Origin of the sequence: Hymenobacter aranciens (genome assembly GCF_030580865.1) — a bacterium.
Taxonomy (GTDB): Bacteria; Bacteroidota; Bacteroidia; order Cytophagales; family Hymenobacteraceae; genus Hymenobacter; species Hymenobacter aranciens.
Window position 1 is genome coordinate 181,276 of record NZ_JAUQSY010000010.1, and the last position, 17,594, is coordinate 198,869.

Below are 17,594 nucleotides of genomic sequence, written 5' to 3' on the forward strand. Positions count from 1 at the left end.
GCCACAGTAATTATGCGTCTTTAAGACTGCGGTTAGCATCCTTCATCTTCACTTTCACCCGCAGCGCCAGCAGGCCTTTCACGCCCTGCAATTCTTCCAGCTCGAGGTCTTCGATGCCGGGTTCCAGCAGCCCGCGGTCTTGCAGGTAGTCAATGTATTCCATATATTCCACGGCCTCGCGGGTTTGGGCATACACGAGGGCGATGTGGCCGGGCTGCGTGAGCCGCTCGCCGGTGCCCTGCACGGTGGCTTTGTCGATACGCTTCTTAATGATTTCGTAGCGAATGTTATACGCGCCGTCTACGTCGAACTGCCGCTCGTCCTGCCGGAAGCGGATGCTGAGCGACTGGCCGTGAATGAGAATCAGCTGCGTGGTATCGAGTGGCACGGGCATGCGGGTTTTGAGCGTAGCGGTACGCCGCGTTATCTCAATCATGGTCAGCAACTGCCACAGTCGCAGGTTTTTCAGAAAAACCAGGTCAAAGGGTTTGTCTTCGACCAAAGAGCTGCCTACGTAGATGTTAAACTCAACCCCGTCAGTCTTGTAGCGTTCGAAGTAGTGCGGAAACATTTCCTGCGCCTTGGCTTCTTCCTGGTCGAGGTAGTCGCTCACGGTATCGTTTAGAATTGTAATGCTTTCCTCAAAGGCCTTGCGGCGCTTGTAGAGAATGCCCAGCTTCGGGTCGATGTTGTCCCAGTATTCGCTAATGAAGGGGCGCATTTCGGGGGTATGCTGGCCCAGGTACTCAAACAGCGGCTCCACCTCGGTGCGCAGCGAGTCGTAGATATTCGCCTCATCGCCAGACAACATGCCTTGGTGCATGCGCTGCAAGTTTTTGTTTACATAGAACTTAAGCTCGTCCAGAATAGGCAGTTGCTGGTACTCCGAAGCTTTTTTAAGCACTTTGTCAGCCAACGTTAAATGCTCAACCAGGTCGCCCTGAATAGCTTCGTTGCGGGCCGTGCTGCTGCCCCTGATGTCGCAGGAGCCGTGCAGCGGATACACCTCATGAAAGACTATATCCTCCATCTCGGCCGTGCGGTTGCCTTCATCGAGCTTGGTGAGCAGGTTGCGCGCCGCATCGGTGAAGCGCCATTCCATAGTGGGATGAATAGCAGTGAATTTTTCTTTAATAATAGCTTGAATACGAGTTTGTAAGTCCTCGGCATTGCGCTTCACGGCTACGGCAAACAGCGGGACGAACTGCGCTACTTTCTCCATCGCAAAATCGTCAAGCGCACCTACTTCGGGCGAACCCAATTCGAGCAAACCGACAATGTCGTTACCATAGGGTAGGAGTGCCAGAATGGCCGAGTGAATACCCAGGTGCAGAATCTGCTGCCGTAAATCCTCGGGTAGGTCGGCATTAGCAACGTCTTTCAGTACCAAAGGCTTGCGTTCGGTCAGCAAGCGAGAGTATATCTGGTAGAAGCCGCTGTCGGCCTCCCGGTTCTGCACCTGCTTGGTGATGAAGCTGTGGTTGATTTTGCGCCCAAAATCCATAAAGGCCCGCTTTTTCTCGTCGTAGGCCGCGATGCCCAGCTGCAGCGAAGGCGTAGCAAAAAGTACCCGCAGCTTCTCCTGAATCTGCTCGAAGCGGGCGGGCGTCTGGAGCACGTCGCGCTCCAGCAGGTCATACTTCAGCTCCGATAAGATTTCCTGCTCCGTTACATCCACCAAGCGGATGATATTGAAGCCTTCCAGCTCGAAATGCTTGGGCGGGAGCAGGTCCTGCCACAGTTCCAGCCGATGGCGATTATGCACCAGGTTATCAATCTGCTTGGTCGTGAGCTTAGGTTTCCGCCCCACCGTTTTCACCTCCACAAAGGTCGAGTCGAACGTCACGCCGTAGTGGCGGTACAGCCCCATGCTGTAGTCGGGAACAGTAAAAACCATCGTGCCGCGCGGCGGCAGGTCAGCACCGTACACCCGGCTCAAAATCAAATGATAAGCCATCAGTGTCAGATGGTATTCCATCATACGCTGGTCAAGGTTCAGCGGCTGCTTGATGTTGCGGTCCTTGTTCAGCGCTACCTCCTCGAAGCGCGGCGAGGCGTAGAAGCTGCGCCGTTGAAATGGACCGATTACCCCGCTGATATCGGTGGCGAATGAGGCGGGCGGAAATACCGCCAGCATCAGCGTTTCAATGAGGTCGCAGTTGCAGTCGAGCACGTTGTGGTCGTGCAGCAGGCCCCGGCACCACGGGGCGTTAGCTACTTGCTGGCCAATGGCCTGCGCCAACAGGGCCACTCCGGCATTGGTCGATTTTTCGCGGGTTTGCCAGTAGGCGATGAGTGGCTCCAGGCTGAGCGTGGTGGCAAACGGCACGAGGGCAGCCGGCGCCGTGGGCGTCGCGGGATGGGTGGGGGCAGCAGACATAAGGAGAAAACAACCCGCTGCCTCAGGGACGGTTGCGGCAGGATTGGTTCGGTTATACGCGAGCGGCCGACCCGGTGGCTACTTTGTGAGCTCAATAATCGGGCGCTGACCCGGCATCTCGGTCAGCGTATAGGTGCTGTCGCGGGTGGCGCTGTTCACTGTGGCGGACTTGCCCGAATTAACATAGCACGTGCAGCAGCCATCTCCTTCAAACTTACCCTTCAAGCTGATATTATTGACGATGTAACGGCGGAACTGCTGCCGTTTGCGGTCGCCCACCAGAATAACGTATTCGTAGGAGTTGACCTTACGCCCGGTTGCCAGCGCAAAAGGGCCGTTGTTATTGAGGAAGAAGGTTGTTCCGGTCAAATTTGAGCGGCGGGTCGTGTCCGCTGGTAGCAGGGCAACGGAATCGTGGGCGCCTGAATTGGGCAGTGTTAGGGGCAGCGGATAGCGCAACAGGTATATCGTATCAACTTCACTGCGACCAAAATCCAGGCCCGTCAGCGAATCTGCTCCAATTCGGAAACGGAAGTACAGAGCATCGGCCCGGCTGTCTTTGCAGTCGCACGAATCGTTAGCGCAGCAGCTGGCTACCAGAAGGCTACCCAACAACAACCCCACCCAGAAACGAAATACACGCCGCATAGGCGTCAAAGATACGCTGTCCGGCGGCTACTGCCGGTCGGACGTTACCGACTTGGTGAGCGTGGGGTTTTCCACAGTGCCACCGGCCAACAGCAGGGGCCGCAAGCGGGCTGCCGCCGTATCGAGCTGTGGGCGAATCTGGGCCAGGGCGGCGCGCATGGCCATCACGTCGGCCAGACGGGGGGCATCACTCTGCGAAAAGCCATGGTACATAGCCACTTTTACCTTTGAAGTGCCCGTGCCTTTGTAAGTGCCCAGCAGGTCGCCGTTGGCGTTGGTTACTTGTACTTCGGCTTGCAGCTTGGTTTGATACCATTCCAGCGGGGCGCCGAATACACTGGGAATGAAAAAAGTAACAAACTGCAAAGCCTGCAGCCCGCGGCCGGTGCGCGTAGTATTCACTTCCTTCACCACGAAGCGGGCGTAGCCGAAGCTGGCCGAGTCGGTAGGTTCGGCCAGATTGGTCTGACACTCTTTCCTGAACACTTCCAGTGGGTCTTCGGGTAGAGCGCCATCATTCATCACTAGGGGGCCTTGGTCGGCAGTCACTTCCACGGCCGGCAGGCGGTTGGAAATGGCGGCAGACGGCGTCGCTTTCATGAATGGTTTGACCGACATGCAGCTGGGGGCTAATAGCAGCAGCAGGGCCGAGCCGAGCGGGTAGAGGGCGGCGGTAGGGAAGGCTTTCATATGTACAAGTTACTGCAAAGGCGGAACAAAAAGCAAGCGTTGGTGCAATTAATGAGGAAAGCTGAAAACCGTATTTTGGGTCTAATCAATTGAAAGAAAAGATGCTGAAAGAGGAAAATAATTTCGTCAATCCCTGATAAGTATAATTGTGTTGGCAATGGGGCCTGGGGCCATTGCTGGCAGTTGCCGGATATAAGAATGACTACCAAAAATCATTGGTCGTTGCCAGCCCCGGATGAAACGTGAAAACCGGCGGCTGAAATAAAGTCAACCGCCGGTTTTCAATGCTGGCATGCGAAGAGGAATAGTGCAGTTAAAAAAGTAGCTGGTGATGCTACGATTTTTTTGTTTGCTTGGTTTAGCAGCTAATGCACTGGCAACTCGGCGGGCACGGCCGTCGGGTCAGGTCCGTGGTAATTGTCCACAAACTCGCCTTCCCAGCGGGCTACTACGGCCGAAGCCAGGCAGTTGCCCAGCACATTGACGGCCGTGCGGGCCATGTCCATCAGCGCATCGATGCCCAGGATGACGAACACCGGCCAGTCGGGCAGATTGAACGAGGCCACGGTAGCCAGCAGAATCACCAGCGAGGCCCGCGGCACGCCCGCCACACCTTTGCTAGTGAGCATCAGCGTGAATACCATCAGCAGCTGCTGGCCGAAGGTGAGCGGTACGCCCGCCGCCTGCGCCACAAACACCGCCGCCAGCGACAGATAAAGCGTCGTGCCGTCGAGGTTGAAGGAGTAGCCCGTCGGCATCACGAAGGCCACGATGCGGCGCGGTACGCCAATGCTTTCCATGGCCTCCATGGCGCGGGGCAGGGCGGCCTCGCTGCTGGTGGTGGCGAAGGCAATGCTCACAGGCTCGGCAATGGCCTGAATGAAGCGGCGCAGTGGAATGCGGGCTATCAAGGCTACTGGCAGCAAAATCAGTAACACAAAGGCAATGAGCGCTCCGTAGAGCGTCAGGAGCAGCTTGAAGGCGTTGAATAGCGGGTCGAGGCCCATTTTGCCCACGGTGTAGGCCAGCGCGCCACCCACGCCCAGCGGCGCGAAAAACATCACCACGTTGGTGAATTTGAACATCACTTCGCTGAGGCCTTCGGTCCACGAAAGCATGGGGCGGCGGTGGCGCTCGGGCGTCATGGCCAGGCCGATACCGAAGATGATGGCGAAGATAACGACCTGCAATACTTGACCCTCAGCTACCGATTTGGCGATATTTTCGGGGAAAATGTGCAGGATGATGTCGGCAGCCGTTTGGGGGGCGGCGGCTTGTAGCTTATCGGCCGCCGCGCCGATTTTCTGGGTGATGCCCACGCCGGCTTCAGTCAGGTTGATGGCGGCCAGGCCGATAAAGAGGGCGAAAGTGGTAACTATCTCGAAGTATACCAAGGCTTTAAGGCCCATGCGCCCCACCTGCTTCAAGTCGGAGTGGCCCGCAATACCGACGACCAGCGTGGCAAAAACCAGCGGTGCAATAATGGTTTTTACCAGACGCAGGAAGGCGTCGCTCAGCACTTTCAGGCTCATGGCTACCTCGGGTGAGTCGTGGCCCAAGGCAATGCCCACCAGCATGTTAAAAACAATCCAGAGCGTGAGTGAGCCCCGCCGCGCCACGAAAAAAGCCAGTCCCATCAGACCCAGCCAGCGGGCGGCCTGCCATAGGGTAGGTGGCAGGGTGCCCGCGATGGGCTGCAAGCCGGTGGCGTTCAACAGCAGGATAATCAGGCCCGCAATGAACGGTAGCAGAAAGAATAGAACAGCGTAGCGAGACTTCATAAGCAGGCGGAAAAGCGGCGAAGGGAATTTAGGGGCTATAAAGAACGGGATTCTGCCGCTGAATTTCCGGCCGCCGTCGTTTCGTGGCCCGCTATAAAAGCCGTTCTTTGTTTTCTCGTCGCCGCTACTCGTTTTCCACCAAGCTTTTTCGTTTTCCGTGCCTATCTGGACCCTCACTGCCCACGAGCTGCCATTGCGCTACGTGTGGAAAATCTCCCGCAATGCTTCCACCATCAAAACCAATCTGGTGGTGCGCGTCGCGCATCAGGGCTGGGTGGGGCAAGGGGAGGCGGCGCCCAACGTGCGCTATAGCGAAACGCCCGCGCTGCTGCAAAAGCAGTTCGAAGCCTTGCAAGCCAATGGTTTGGCGAACGTATTGGCGCTTGCCGACCTGGATGTGCTGCTGGCAGCGCATCCGGTGGCCCACGCGCTGATGTTTGCCCTGGAGTCGGCGCTGGTGCACTGGCTGGCGGCCAAATCGGGGCAGCCGGTGTGGCAGTGGCTGGGCGTGCCCGCCCCGACCGCGGCCGTACCCACGGCCTTTTCCCTGCCGATTATGGAGCCGGGGGCGGTGGCCGGGTTTCTGCGCGAGCAGCAAGCCGAGCGGTTTCAGCTGCTGAAAATCAAAGTAAATCAGGCCGAGGGGCTGGCTTTGCTAAGCGAAGTGGCGCGGGCCCTGCCCGGGCACGCCGTGCTGGTGGATGGCAACGAAGCCTGGCCCGATGCCGACAGCCTGCTGCAATTCCTGGAAAAAGCTGCCCTTGTGCCCGGCCTGCGCATGCAACTGCTGGAGCAGCCGCTGCCCGCCGCCCTGGCCGGCGACTACCGCTACCTGCACTCGCGCACCCCAGTGCCGCTCATGGCCGATGAGTCGGTGACCGATGAGGCCGACTTTGCCGACATTGCCCGGCAATTTCACGGCGTGAATGTGAAGCTGATGAAAGCCGGCGGCTACCGACGCGGTATCGAACTGCTACGGCGTACCCGCGCCCACGGCCTGCGACCCATGCTGGGCTGCATGGTCGAAACATCGTTAGGAATCAGTTCAGCACTGCACATCAGTGCCTTGGCCGAAGTACATGACCTGGACGGCTTTCTGATTGTGCGCGACGAGCCTTTCGGGCTGGTGCGGGAGCGTGATGGACTGTTGTCTTTGTAGCGGCGGCTACTTGCGCAGCTGCTGAATCTGGGTGTCCAGCTCACCCAACTGGCGGTCAAGTAGGCTGGTGTCAGGAGTGCCCGACTGGTTTTTGCTTAGCACGCTCACTTTTTCATTGAGCAACTCCACTTTGCGGCGCAACAGATAGATTTCCTGAGAGGCATTGGGCGAAGCTTCGCCTTTCTGAACATAGGTAGTAAATTTGGCATCGGCCGGGGCCGTTTCGCCGCGCGAAGTGGCGGCGCTTTGCGGCGTGGCGAAGACGATGCCGCCGTCGGGCTTCACGTAGTCGCCCTCGCGCAGGGTGGTTTTCTTGCCGTCGGGCATTTCCACGATGCCGTTTTTGTAGTTGATTTTGGTGCCGCCGGCCAGCTTTACGTTCTGGGTGAGGGGCGTAGTGACAGCACCGTCGCGGCGCACTACTTCGCCGTTGAGGAACACGAACTCGGTATTGCGGTTGGTTTTGACGGGGTAGCCGCCGTCCTGGGCAGTGGCAAAATGGGGTGTGCCGACCAGGCCAGCTACTAATAATGAGGCAACTAAAAGCAAACGCATGGCGAGTGGGGGAGTAGTGAAAGTCCACTGCTTACGCAGATTGGCCCGGTTTTGACAGAGGCCGCAAAATAAATTTTTCAGAAACCCGGGAACAATGTTGCTACATTTAATGTACGTACATTATATTTGCACCCGATTCCAATGAATTGTATGCGCATCGAAGACGAGATTAAGCAACCCACCTTCCGCAGCGAGCAGCACAAAGCCTATATCAATCTGGCTTTTACGGCTGGCTGGCTGGGGCAGCAGCAGGCGGCCGCCTTCAAGCCGTATGGCCTCACGCCGCCGCAGTTCAACATTCTGCGCATTCTGCGGGGGCAGCACCCGCTGCCGGCTACGGTGGCGCTGCTCATCGACCGGATGCTCGACAAAACCAGCAATGCCTCGCGCATCGTGGACAAGCTGGAGGAAAAGCACCTGGTGACCCGAAAAGTTTGCCCGGCCAACCGCCGGGCGGTGGACATCCGCATCACCGAGGCAGGGCTGGAGCTGCTGCAACGCATTGAAGACGAAGGTGCCCTGACGGCCATTCACCTGCAAAACCTGAGCGATGACGAGTTGCGTCAGCTCAACACTCTTCTCGATAAAATCCGGGGCTAGTTGCCTCATTTTTCCCAAGCAAATCCTTTAATTACCCTTTTTCAACGTCATGAAAAAATTCCTGTTGCCCGCTCTGTTTGCCGCTCTCAGCCTCGCTACCGTGCAAGCCAACCCCGGCGCCAAAGCTCCCAAAGCTGCTAAAACGGCCACCAAAGCCGCTGTTACCTACAAGCTGCAGCCCAATCTGAGCACCCTGGGCTGGGAAGGTAAAGCCGTGACCCACGGCCACAACGGTACCGTGCAGTTTGCCAGCGGCGACCTGCAGGTGAACGGCGCCAACGTGGTAGGCGGCACCGTAACGGTGGAAATGAAAACCATCAAAGCCACCGACATCACCGATGCCGAAACGCAGGCCAAATTCTACGGCCACATGGCAGCCGATGATTTCTTCCTGGTGGAGAAATTCCCCACTGCTACCTTCAAAATCACCAGCGTAACACCCATCAAAGGTGCCAAAGCCGGTGAAAATAACGCGACCGTGGCTGGCGACATGACCATCAAAGGCGTGACCAACAAAATCAGCTTCCCGGCCAAAGTGGGCGTGAAAGACGGCGTGGCCGCCGCCAGCGGCACCGTGACTGTTGACCGCACCAAATACGGCCTGAAATACGGCTCGAAGTCGTTCTTCGAAAGCATCGGCGACAAAGCCATCAACGATGACTTTACCCTCAGCTTCAACGTAATTGCCAAGAAGTAATTGCGTGTAGCTACCCGCTATGAAACGAAAAAGCTCCGGCCGTAAGGTCGGAGCTTTTTTTGTGGGCGCTGCACAATGAAGTTACGCGCTACGGCACTTCCAGCTCGCTGGGCAGGGTGAAGGGCAACTGCCAGCGGTTGTCGTAGGTGCGGAGCTGCTGTAGCACGTCGTCCAGCTCGCCTTTGTACTCGTGCCAGTAATCTTCGTGCAGGTTTTTGAGTACCATGGTGGCCGTGCGCACGGCCAGCCGGGCAGTGGCCTTGTAGAAGCTGGCGTGCGAAGAGTTGAGCGGGCCGGAGTAGTTGCGCAGAATCATCTTCAGCAGATACAATTGCAGGTCGATTTCGAGCTGCTTGCTTTTGGTGATGCGGCGGGCGCGGGCCACTTCCTTCAGGGCTTTGCTGAGGGCTTTGGGCAGGGCCTTGTGCAACTGGTAGCCGCTCACGCTGAGATTGAACAGCTCGTGCAGCTTGTCCTCGGTTTCGGCCTGCAGGCTGGTTAGAGAAATGTCGTCCAGCAGCTCGAAGCGGAAAGTGTCGTAAAGTTCGGCGTCGCGGCGCACGGCACGGAGCAGCAGCGCTTCCTTCTCGGTTTCGGAGAGGCGCTTGAGGGCTTTTTTGAAGTCGGCGGAGGGAGCGGGCACGGGGGAAGAATTATGAGTTTTGAGTTATGAGTTTTGAATTATGGGGTAGGCGCAGGGGTAGAGTTCCAAATAGCGCATAACTCAAAACTCATAATTCATAACTCCCTTACAGGTTGTCGTCGAAATACCGGGTAATCTTGGTGTAGAGGTGCGCTCGGTCTTTGCCCCCTACGTTGTGCGGGTGGCCGGGGTACACGAAGTAGTCGAGCTGCACACCTTCGTCTACGGCCTGCTTGAGGTAGTCGAGCGAGTGCTGCCACACCACCACGTCGTCGATGGTGCCGTGGATAAGCAGGAGCTTGCCTTGTAGCTTGCTGACGTATTTCAGCAGGTTAGCTTTTTCGTAGCCTTCGGGGTTTTCCTGGGGCGTGTCCATGTAGCGCTCGGTGTACATCACCTCGTACATGCGCCAGTCGATAACCGGGCCGCCGCCCACGGCGGCCTTGAAGGTGCCGGGCGCGCGGGTCATCAGCGTGGTGGTCATAAAACCGCCGAAGCTCCAGCCGTGCACGCCCATGCGGGTTTGGTCGACGTAGGGCAGGGATTTCAGATAGTTCACGCCCACGAGCTGGTCGGCCATTTCGGCGGTGCCGAGCTGGCGGAAGGTGGCCTGCTCGAAGGCCCGGCCGCGGTTGCCGGAGCCGCGGCTGTCGATGGTGAACACCACGTAGCCCTTCTGGGCCATCATCTGCATCCAAAGGTTGGAGCCGGACAGCCAGCTTTCGGTGACTAGCTGCACGTGCGGCCCACCGTAGAGGTACACCACCGTCGGGTATTTTTTCTTGGCGTCGAAGTTGGGCGGGGTGATGACACGGGCGTAGAGGTCGGTGCTGCCGTCGGCAGCTTTCAGGGGCACGATTTTCGTCTCGCCCAGCTGGTAATCGGCCACCGGGTTGGGCGCATTCAGCAGCAGGCGCTGGGGCTTGCCGTCGGCCACGGCGATGGTGCGGATGGTGCGCGGCGTGACGGGGCTGCTGAAGTTATCGAGCACGTAGCGGCCGCTGGGGCTGAGCGTGGCCACGTGCGTGCCCGTGCCCTGCGACACCTTGCGCGGCGTGCCGCCGTTGAGGGGCACGCTGTACACGTGGCGCTCCAGCGGCGAGTCGGCGGTGCCCACGTACACGAACTCCTTGCCACCGTTGGCGAAATCCAGCACGTCGGTCACAATCCACGGGCCCTTGGTGAGCTGGCGCAGCAGCTGGCCGCTGGTGCTGTAGAGGTAGAGGTGGTTGTAGCCGTCGCGCTGGCTTTGCCAGATGAGCTGGTCGGGGTGGCCGGGCACGAACAGGGCGGGGTGCTGCGGCTCCACATACTTGTCGTCTTTTTCTTCGAACAGCGTTTTCACGAAGCCGCCACCGGCCACGGTGTACTGGTTGAACTGCATGTGGTTCTGGCCGCGGTTGAGCTCGGCCAGGTAGATGCTTTTCTCGTCGGGGCTCCAGGCCAGGTTGGTCAGGTAGTGCTCGTCGTTGACCTTGGTTTGTAGCTTAGCTAGCTTACGAGTCGTCAGGTCATATACTGCCACTTCTACCAACTGGCTTTTATCGCCGGCCATAGGGTAGCGGATGGGCATAATGCTGGCAGGTGTCGTGGTCAGATTCACCAGCGGGTAGCTGGTGACATCACCTTGATTAATGATATAGAAGGCCAGCTTGGTGCCGCTGGGGCTCCAGAACGTGCCTTTGGTGATGCCGAACTCCGAACGGTGGGCGGCCTGTCCGGCTACGAATGGTGCGTTGGCCGCACTAGTTGCTTCAAAATCGCCACTTAGGTTGGTTAGCGCCTCATTTTCGCGGCCGGCCAGCGAGATGTAGAGGTTCGGGCCTTTAGTGTAGGCCACACGGGTTTTGGTGGGGTCGAAGTCTACGTTGTCGGCCTCGGCATCGTAACCGAAGGCGCGGGCAGCCTTGCCGGTTTTCAGGTCGTAGCTGTACACCTGATTTTTGCTGGTGATGAGCATGGTGTTCGCATCGCGCCATTGCACGCTCGGAAAGGCCTTCGGCTCGGTAGCCCCGGCAGCCTTGAGGGCGGCAGCCAGGGTGGTTTGGCTGACGATAGGCGTCAGGTCTTTGCCCGTGGCGCTGCCGCGCAGCAGCTCGTCGGGCTGGCCTTTCTGAGCGGGGCGCAGGTAGGCCACCTCATCCTTTGAGCCCGGAATCCAGCTCAGCTGCTTGAGGTTTTGCGGTTGCAGGTCGCGGTTGAGAAAGGCTTCTTCGACGGTGAGCTGCTTGCTCTGGCTGAGGGCCGGGGCCAGCGGCAGCCAGAGCAGCAGCGCGAGGCCGGCCAGTGCCGGGCGCGGGGTGGGGAAGGGGCGGGGGAGCATCATGGCCGAAAATTACGGCTGAAATGGCAGCAGCCGGCTGGCGCGCGTCTCCGACGCGTGCCGACTGGGTTCGAGCCTCCGGCTCGTTAGTTAGCACGACTCCTTAAACGATGTTCTAATAAGCGAGCCAGAGGCTCGAACCCAACTGGCACGCGTCGGAGACGCGCGCCAGCGGAATTTTAGTTGGTTCCGCGAAACGAAAGCCCTAAAAATGCGGTTACCACTAGCCGCCCCAAACCACTTAGCCGCCGTACCTTTGCAAGCATGAATACCCGCCCACAAATTGATTATAACGAAGATGTACTGCTGCTCGAAGCCGAAGACGAGCTGCGCGCCCTCGTCGTGTACAACGACGACGTGAACACCTTCGACCACGTTATCACTACCCTGATTGACGTGTGCGGCCACGAGCCGCTGCAGGCCGAGCAATGCACCCTGCTGATTCACCACAAAGGCAAGTGCGCCGTCAAAAACGGCACCTATGAAGAGCTGGAGCCCATGTGCTCGGCCATTCACGACCGCGGCATTTCGGCCGATATTTCCTGATTGTCATGCTGAGGAACGAAGCATCTTATCACGGCTGCGTTTCTTTTGCTTAACCAACCAGACGGCGCCAGCGTGATAAGGTCCTTCGCTGCGCTCAGGATGACATAGTATTTTGGAATACCCCTCAAAACTCATCGAAAACGCCGTCGGCGAGCTTTCGCGGCTGCCCGGCATCGGCAAGAAGACAGCTTTGCGCCTGGCCCTGCACCTGCTGAAGGCCGAAACCGAAACCACCGCCACGCTGGCTGAGGCCCTGGCCAAGATGCGCTTCGAAATCACCTACTGCCAGAGCTGCCACAGCATCTCGGATAGCGAGGAGTGCGGCATCTGCGCCAACAAGCTGCGCGACCACGCCCAGGTGTGCGTGGTGGCCGACGTGCGCGACGTCATCGCCATCGAAAACACCGGGCAGTACAAGGGCGTGTACCACGTGCTGGGCGGCGTCATCTCACCCATCGAGGGCATCGGGCCCAGCGATTTGCACATCGACTCGCTGGTGCAACGCGCTGGGGCCGAAGGCTCGGAGGTGCGCGAGGTGATTCTGGCCATCTCGCCCACCATGGAGGGCGACACCACGGCCTTCTACCTCTCGCGCCGCCTGCGCGATTTGCCCGACGTCCACATCAGCACCATTGCCCGCGGCATCCCGATGGGCGGCGAGCTGGAGTACGCCGACGAAATCACCCTCGGCCGCAGCATCGTGGAGCGGCAGCGGCAGGCGCGGTAAGCCGTCTGTCAGGCTGAACGCAGTGAAGCATGACAGATTGTATTGACAATTGCACTGGGCTGGCTAAAAATGTTCTGTTTTCCGCCCCGGCCTCGACCGGGGTGCCTCCAAAAGCTGTTGAAAGCCCTCCGGCCTCGACCGGGATGCTTTCAACAGCTTTTTTTAGTGTCCCAGCCTCGGCCTGGATGCTTCAAAATGCATTCGAAAGCTCTCCCGCCTCGACCGGGGTGCCTCCGAAAGCTGTGGGAAGCCCTCCGGCCGCGGCTGGAGAGCTTTCGATAGCTCTTTTTACTATTCCATCCCCAGCAGGATGCTTAAAAGGAGTTTTCTGCGGTACGGCCGGGCGGCGTGCCGTAATTTCGTGCTCCCGTGGTGAAGCTCTCCGTCATTATTGTTAATTATAACGTCTGCTACTTTCTGGAGCAGGCACTGCTGTCGGTGCGGCGGGCGGTGCAGAAGCTGGGCCAGCCGGTGGAGGTGTTCGTGGTCGATAACAACTCGGCCGACGGCTCGGTGGCGATGGTGCGGGCGCGGTTTCCGGAGGTCATTCTGATTGCCAACCACGACAATCCCGGCTTCTCGAAGGCCAACAACCAGGCCCTACGCCTGGCCACCGGCGAGTACCAGCTGCTGCTCAACCCCGACACCGTGGTGGAGGAAGACACCTTCCGGGCCTGCTGCGACTTTATGGACGCGCACCCCGACGCCGGCGGCCTGGGCGTGAAAATGCTCGACGGCCAGGGCAAGTTTCTGCCCGAAAGCAAGCGCGGCCTGCCCACGCCGATGGTGGCGTTTTACAAGATTTTCGGGCTGGCGGCCCTGTTTCCGAAGTCGCGCACCTTCGGGCGCTACCACCTGGGCTTTCTGGACAATGACCAAGCCCACGAAATCGAGGTATTGAGCGGCGCCTTCATGCTGATGCGTAAGGCGGCGCTCGACCAGGTGGGGCTGCTCGACGAGGACTACTTTATGTACGGCGAGGACATCGACCTCTCGTACCGCCTCACGCTGGGCGGCTGGAAAAATTACTACTTTCCCGGCACGCGCATCATTCACTACAAGGGCGAAAGCACCAAGCGTACGAGCGTCAACTACGTGTTCGTGTTTTACCGGGCGATGGTGATTTTTGCCCGCAAGCACTTCGCGCCGGGGCGGGCCGGGCTGTTTTCGCTGCTCATCAACGGGGCCATCTGGCTGCGGGCGGGCGCGGCGGTGGCCCAGCGCCTGGCCACCCAGCTGGCTCCGCTGCTGCTCGATGCCGGGCTGGTGTGGCTGGGCATGTATTTCCTGAAGGAGTACTGGGAGCACAATCACCGCTACGTGCCCGGCACCTACCCGCCGCGCTACATGCTGGCGGCCGTGCCGGTCTACATCGGGGTGTGGCTCACGGCGGTGTTCCTGAGTGGTGGCTACGACCGGCCGGTGCGCACCTCGCGCATCGTACGGGGCGTGCTGCTGGGCACGGTGCTGATTTCGGCGGCCTCGAATTTTCTGGATGCCTGGCGCTTCTCCAAAGCTCTCATCATCCTGGGCGGCGCCTGGGCCACGGCGGCGCTGGTGGGCCGCCAGCTGCTGGCACACTTTATTAAATACAAGGATTTCCGCCTCAACGAGCGCCGGCAGAAGAACATTGCCATCGTGGGCTCGGGCCCCGAAAGCCGCCGCGTGCGCCAGCTGCTGGAAGCCGCCGGCGTGCAGGCCCGCGTCATTGGCTACGTGAATACCGAGGCCCCAACACCCAATACCCAACACCCAACACCCACCATCCCGCTTCAGCCCGCCCCGGCAGCAGCTTCAACTGCATCCGAAGAACCTTTGGGCGAGCTGCGCCAGCTCGCCGACATCATCCGCCTCTACGCGCTCGATGAGCTCATCTTCTGCGGTAAAGACCTCCCGGCCAGCCAGATTATTTCGCTCATGCTCACGCTGCCGCCCGAGCCTCCGGTGGCCTACAAAATCCTGCCCGAAGACAGCCAGTACATCATCGGCAGCAGCAGCAAAGACTCGCCCGGCGACTACTACACCCTCGACATCGCCCTCAACCTCTACCAGCCCCGCCAGGCCCGCGCCAAGCGCCTGCTCGACATGCTGAGCAGCGGCGCGCTGCTCGTGCTGGCCCCGCTGCTCGTCTGGTTTCAAAAACAGCCGGCTGGCTACCTGCGCAACTGCCTGGCCGTGCTGCTGGGCCGCCGCACCTGGGTGGGCCTGCGCTACACGCCCGGCCCCGCCCGGGCCCGCCCCGCCGTGCTCTCGCCCGCCGATGCCGCGCAGTCGGCCCTGCTTAATGACGTGACCCGCCGCCGCCTGGAGCTGCTCTACGCCAAGGACTACGAGCCCGAAACTGACCTGGGCATCTTGCTGCGGAGCTGGCGGCGGCTGGGGCAGTAGCGCCGCTATTACCTTTGCGGCCTCATTTCCCGTCCATGACCGAACTCATTTCCCCCCTGTCTGCCCGCCTGAGCCGCATCACCGAGCCCGCCACCATTGCCATGAGCAAGAAGGCCCGCGAGCTGGCCGCCCAGGGCGTCGATGTTATCAGCCTGAGCCTCGGCGAGCCCGACTTTCAGACCCCGCAATACATCAAGGACGCCGCCAAGCAGGCCATCGACGAAGGCTTTACCTTCTACACGCCGGTGCCGGGCATCGCCGAGCTGCGGCAGGCCATCTGCGATAAATTCGCCCGGGAGAATGATTTGCACTTCCAGCCCAACCAGATTGTGGTGGGCACCGGCGCCAAGCAGGCCCTGGCCAACGCCGTGCTCAGCCTCGTGGACCCCGGCGACGAAGTCATCGTGTTTTCGCCCTACTGGGTGAGCTACGAGGAGATGGTGAAGTTGGCCGACGGCATCACGGTGCCGGTGCTGGGCGCGCTCGAAAACGACTATAAAGTAACCGCTGCCCAGCTCGAAGCCGCCATCACGCCGCGTACCAAGCTCATCATGTATTCCTCGCCCTGTAACCCCACGGGCGCCGTATTCAGCAAGGAAGAGCTGGGTGAAATCGCCGCCGTGCTGGCCCGGCACCCGCGCATCTGGGCCGTGGCCGACGAGATTTACGAGTACATCAACTTCGTGGGCGAGCACTACAGCCTGGCCCGCTTCCCCGAAGTGGCCGAGCGCGTGGTCACCGTCAACGGCTTCTCGAAAGGCTACGCCATGACCGGCTGGCGCATCGGCTACCTGGCCGCCCGCGCCGACGTGGCCGCCGCCTGCGACAAGCTCCAAAGCCAGTTCACCTCCGCCACCTGCTCCATCACCCAGCGGGCCGGCCTAGCCGCCCTGCGCGGCGGCCGCGCCAGCGCCGACGAGATGGTGGCCGCCTACCGCCGCCGCCGCGACCTCGTGCTGGGCATCGTGCGTGACATCCCCGACCTCATCACGCCCACGCCCGAAGGCGCCTTCTACATCTTCCCCGACGTGTCGGCCTTCCTCGGCCGCCGCACTTCGGAAGGCGTAATCATTAATGATGTGAACGAGCTGGCGCTGTACCTGCTGCAGGATGCCCACGTGGCGGCCGTGCCCGGCGATGCCTTCGGCGCGCCCAGCTGCCTGCGTTTCAGCACGGCCTCGGCCGATGAGAAGCTGGTGGAGGCGTTTCGGCGCATCAAGGTTAGTTTGGGTAAACTGAATTAATTAAAGTTAAAAGAACGTCATCCTGAGCGCAGCGAAAGGACCTCGCCCGCGCCGTGTGCAGCAGTAATTAATTGTTGCATGCCGTAGTAATTAATTGCCACTGATAATTAATTACCACCACAACGAAGCGGGCGAGGTCCTTTCGCTGCGCTCAGGATGACGTTCTTTTTCTGACGTTCTTTTTTTGTTGCTCGCTGTGCCCAACTCCTCCCTGCCTACGCTCTTCCAGCAATTCAATGCCCTCCGCGTCCTCATCATCGGCGACGTGATGGTGGATGCCTACGTGTGGGGCAAATCGACGCGGCTCTCGCCCGAGGCCCCGGTGCCGGTGGTAAACGTGGCCCGCACCGAAAACCGCCTCGGCGGCGCCGCCAACGTGGCCCTCAATGTGCAGGCCCTGGGCGCCACGCCGCTGCTCTGCGCCGTCATCGGCGACGATGCGGGCGGCGACCAGCTGCTGCAGCTGCTGCACGAGCGCGGCTTGCCTGCCGACGGTATTATTCGCAGCTCGCACCGGCCTACCACGTTCAAGCAGCGCATTCTGGCCCACGGCCAGCAATTGCTCCGCATCGACTCGGAAGTAGAAACCGACCTCAATGCCGACGAAGCCAGCCAGCTACTGGCCGCCTACGACGACCTGCTGAGCCGCGCCGACGTGGTGATTTTCGAGGACTACGACAAGGGCGTGCTCAGCGAAACCATCATCACCGAGTGCATCGCCCGGGCCCGGCAGCGCAACATCCCGACGGTGGTCGACCCCAAGAAAAAGAATTTCCTGGCCTACCGCCACTGCACCCTCTTCAAGCCCAACCTGAAAGAGCTGCGCGAGGGCCTGAAGCTGGAATTCGGTACGCCTGACGTGGACCGCGCCGGCTTCGAGGCCGCCGTGGCCCGGCTGCGCGCGGTGCTGACGCCCGAAATCGTCCTTGTCACGCTGTCGGAGTACGGCGTGTTTGCCCAGCAAAACGACGAAAAAACCTACCTGCCGGCCCACCTGCGCACCATCTCGGACGTGTCGGGCGCCGGCGACACGGTTATCAGCATCGCGGCGCTGTGCGTGGCGCTGGGCCAGCCGGCTGCCTTCACCGCCGCGCTGGCCAACCTGGGCGGCGGTCTGGTGTGCGAGCAGGTGGGCGTGGTGCCCATCGAGAAGCAGCGGCTGCTGGAAGAGGCGCAGGAAGCAGAGCTGTAAACTGTAAATGAATGATGGCGC

15 protein-coding genes are annotated in these 17,594 nt (G+C 60.0%); 8 read left to right on the top strand and 7 right to left on the bottom strand.

The window, feature by feature from the left end:
* Positions 1-10: 10 nt before the first annotated feature.
* The 4 genes from Q5H93_RS16155 to Q5H93_RS16170 all read right to left on the bottom strand — a co-directional run bounded on the left by Q5H93_RS16155 (position 11) and on the right by Q5H93_RS16170 (position 5,499).
* Positions 11-2,380, bottom strand: a complete 2,370-nt coding sequence (locus tag Q5H93_RS16155; protein ID WP_305007638.1) for a GAF domain-containing protein — start codon at positions 2,378-2,380, stop codon at positions 11-13.
* Positions 2,381-2,458: 78 nt separating this feature from the next.
* Positions 2,459-3,028 (bottom strand): hypothetical protein, encoded by a 570-nt coding sequence (locus Q5H93_RS16160; protein ID WP_305007639.1) that lies wholly within the window; start codon positions 3,026-3,028, stop codon positions 2,459-2,461.
* Positions 3,029-3,055: 27 nt separating this feature from the next.
* Positions 3,056-3,718, bottom strand: a complete 663-nt coding sequence (locus tag Q5H93_RS16165) for a hypothetical protein (RefSeq protein ID WP_305007640.1) — start codon at positions 3,716-3,718, stop codon at positions 3,056-3,058.
* 365 nt (positions 3,719-4,083) lie between these two features.
* A complete protein-coding gene (locus tag Q5H93_RS16170) occupies positions 4,084-5,499 on the bottom strand; it encodes a dicarboxylate/amino acid:cation symporter (RefSeq protein WP_305007641.1) in 1,416 nt (471 codons plus the stop codon).
* Positions 5,500-5,656: 157 nt separating this feature from the next.
* Between Q5H93_RS16170 and Q5H93_RS16175 the strand changes: the two genes are divergently transcribed.
* Complete coding sequence (locus tag Q5H93_RS16175) at positions 5,657-6,658, top strand: enolase C-terminal domain-like protein (RefSeq protein WP_305007642.1); 1,002 nt, start codon at positions 5,657-5,659, stop codon at positions 6,656-6,658.
* Between the two features lie 6 nt (positions 6,659-6,664).
* Here the strand turns inward: Q5H93_RS16175 and Q5H93_RS16180 are convergent, their stop codons facing one another.
* A complete protein-coding gene (locus Q5H93_RS16180; protein WP_305007643.1) occupies positions 6,665-7,213 on the bottom strand; it encodes a DUF6799 domain-containing protein in 549 nt (182 codons plus the stop codon).
* Between the two features lie 150 nt (positions 7,214-7,363).
* Here Q5H93_RS16180 and Q5H93_RS16185 point away from each other — a divergent pair, with 150 nt between their 5' ends.
* Positions 7,364-7,813: a MarR family winged helix-turn-helix transcriptional regulator gene (locus tag Q5H93_RS16185; protein ID WP_305007644.1), complete on the top strand. Its 450-nt coding sequence runs from the start codon at positions 7,364-7,366 to the stop codon at positions 7,811-7,813.
* Between the two features lie 49 nt (positions 7,814-7,862).
* On the top strand, positions 7,863-8,510 hold the full coding sequence (locus Q5H93_RS16190) for a YceI family protein (protein WP_305007645.1): 648 nt from the start codon (positions 7,863-7,865) through the stop codon (positions 8,508-8,510).
* Between the two features lie 88 nt (positions 8,511-8,598).
* On the opposite strand, the gene Q5H93_RS16195 is transcribed toward Q5H93_RS16190, so the two are convergent.
* Positions 8,599-9,153 carry a hypothetical protein gene (locus tag Q5H93_RS16195; protein ID WP_305007646.1) on the bottom strand — a complete coding sequence of 185 codons (555 nt, stop codon included), beginning with the start codon at positions 9,151-9,153 and terminating at the stop codon, positions 8,599-8,601.
* Between the two features lie 106 nt (positions 9,154-9,259).
* Positions 9,260-11,479, bottom strand: coding sequence for a S9 family peptidase (locus Q5H93_RS16200; RefSeq protein WP_305007647.1), 2,220 nt, complete (start codon positions 11,477-11,479; stop codon positions 9,260-9,262).
* A 261-nt stretch (positions 11,480-11,740) separates the two neighbouring features.
* Between Q5H93_RS16200 and Q5H93_RS16205 the strand changes: the two genes are divergently transcribed.
* The 5 genes from Q5H93_RS16205 to Q5H93_RS16225 all read left to right on the top strand — a co-directional run bounded on the left by Q5H93_RS16205 (position 11,741) and on the right by Q5H93_RS16225 (position 17,573).
* Positions 11,741-12,022, top strand: a complete 282-nt coding sequence (locus tag Q5H93_RS16205) for an ATP-dependent Clp protease adaptor ClpS (RefSeq protein ID WP_305007648.1) — start codon at positions 11,741-11,743, stop codon at positions 12,020-12,022.
* 112 nt (positions 12,023-12,134) lie between these two features.
* Positions 12,135-12,749: a recombination mediator RecR gene (recR, locus tag Q5H93_RS16210; protein ID WP_305007649.1), complete on the top strand. Its 615-nt coding sequence runs from the start codon at positions 12,135-12,137 to the stop codon at positions 12,747-12,749.
* Between the two features lie 369 nt (positions 12,750-13,118).
* Entirely contained in the window at positions 13,119-15,137 is a 2,019-nt protein-coding gene (locus Q5H93_RS16215; protein WP_305007650.1) for a glycosyltransferase family 2 protein, read from the top strand.
* 35 nt (positions 15,138-15,172) lie between these two features.
* Entirely contained in the window at positions 15,173-16,381 is a 1,209-nt protein-coding gene (locus tag Q5H93_RS16220) for a pyridoxal phosphate-dependent aminotransferase (RefSeq protein WP_305007651.1), read from the top strand.
* Positions 16,382-16,568: 187 nt separating this feature from the next.
* Positions 16,569-17,573, top strand: coding sequence for a bifunctional heptose 7-phosphate kinase/heptose 1-phosphate adenyltransferase (locus Q5H93_RS16225; RefSeq protein ID WP_369811053.1), 1,005 nt, complete (start codon positions 16,569-16,571; stop codon positions 17,571-17,573).
* The last annotated feature ends 21 nt before the right edge of the window (positions 17,574-17,594 follow it).

Excerpts from the sequence above, each read along its gene's own strand:
- Q5H93_RS16190 (WP_305007645.1), top strand. The coding sequence starts at position 7,863 with ATGAAAAAATTCCTGTTGCCCGCTCTGTTTGCCGCTCTCAGCCTCGCT.
- Q5H93_RS16180 (WP_305007643.1), bottom strand. The coding sequence starts at position 7,213 with ATGCGTTTGCTTTTAGTTGCCTCATTATTAGTAGCTGGCCTGGTCGGC.
- Q5H93_RS16200 (WP_305007647.1), bottom strand. The coding sequence starts at position 11,479 with ATGATGCTCCCCCGCCCCTTCCCCACCCCGCGCCCGGCACTGGCCGGC.
- Q5H93_RS16205 (WP_305007648.1), top strand. The coding sequence starts at position 11,741 with ATGAATACCCGCCCACAAATTGATTATAACGAAGATGTACTGCTGCTC.
- Q5H93_RS16160 (WP_305007639.1), bottom strand. The coding sequence starts at position 3,028 with ATGCGGCGTGTATTTCGTTTCTGGGTGGGGTTGTTGTTGGGTAGCCTT.
- Q5H93_RS16185 (WP_305007644.1), top strand. The coding sequence starts at position 7,364 with ATGCGCATCGAAGACGAGATTAAGCAACCCACCTTCCGCAGCGAGCAG.
- Q5H93_RS16170 (WP_305007641.1), bottom strand. The coding sequence starts at position 5,499 with ATGAAGTCTCGCTACGCTGTTCTATTCTTTCTGCTACCGTTCATTGCG.
- Q5H93_RS16165 (WP_305007640.1), bottom strand. The coding sequence starts at position 3,718 with ATGAAAGCCTTCCCTACCGCCGCCCTCTACCCGCTCGGCTCGGCCCTG.
- Q5H93_RS16155 (WP_305007638.1), bottom strand. The coding sequence starts at position 2,380 with ATGTCTGCTGCCCCCACCCATCCCGCGACGCCCACGGCGCCGGCTGCC.
- Q5H93_RS16220 (WP_305007651.1), top strand. The coding sequence starts at position 15,173 with ATGACCGAACTCATTTCCCCCCTGTCTGCCCGCCTGAGCCGCATCACC.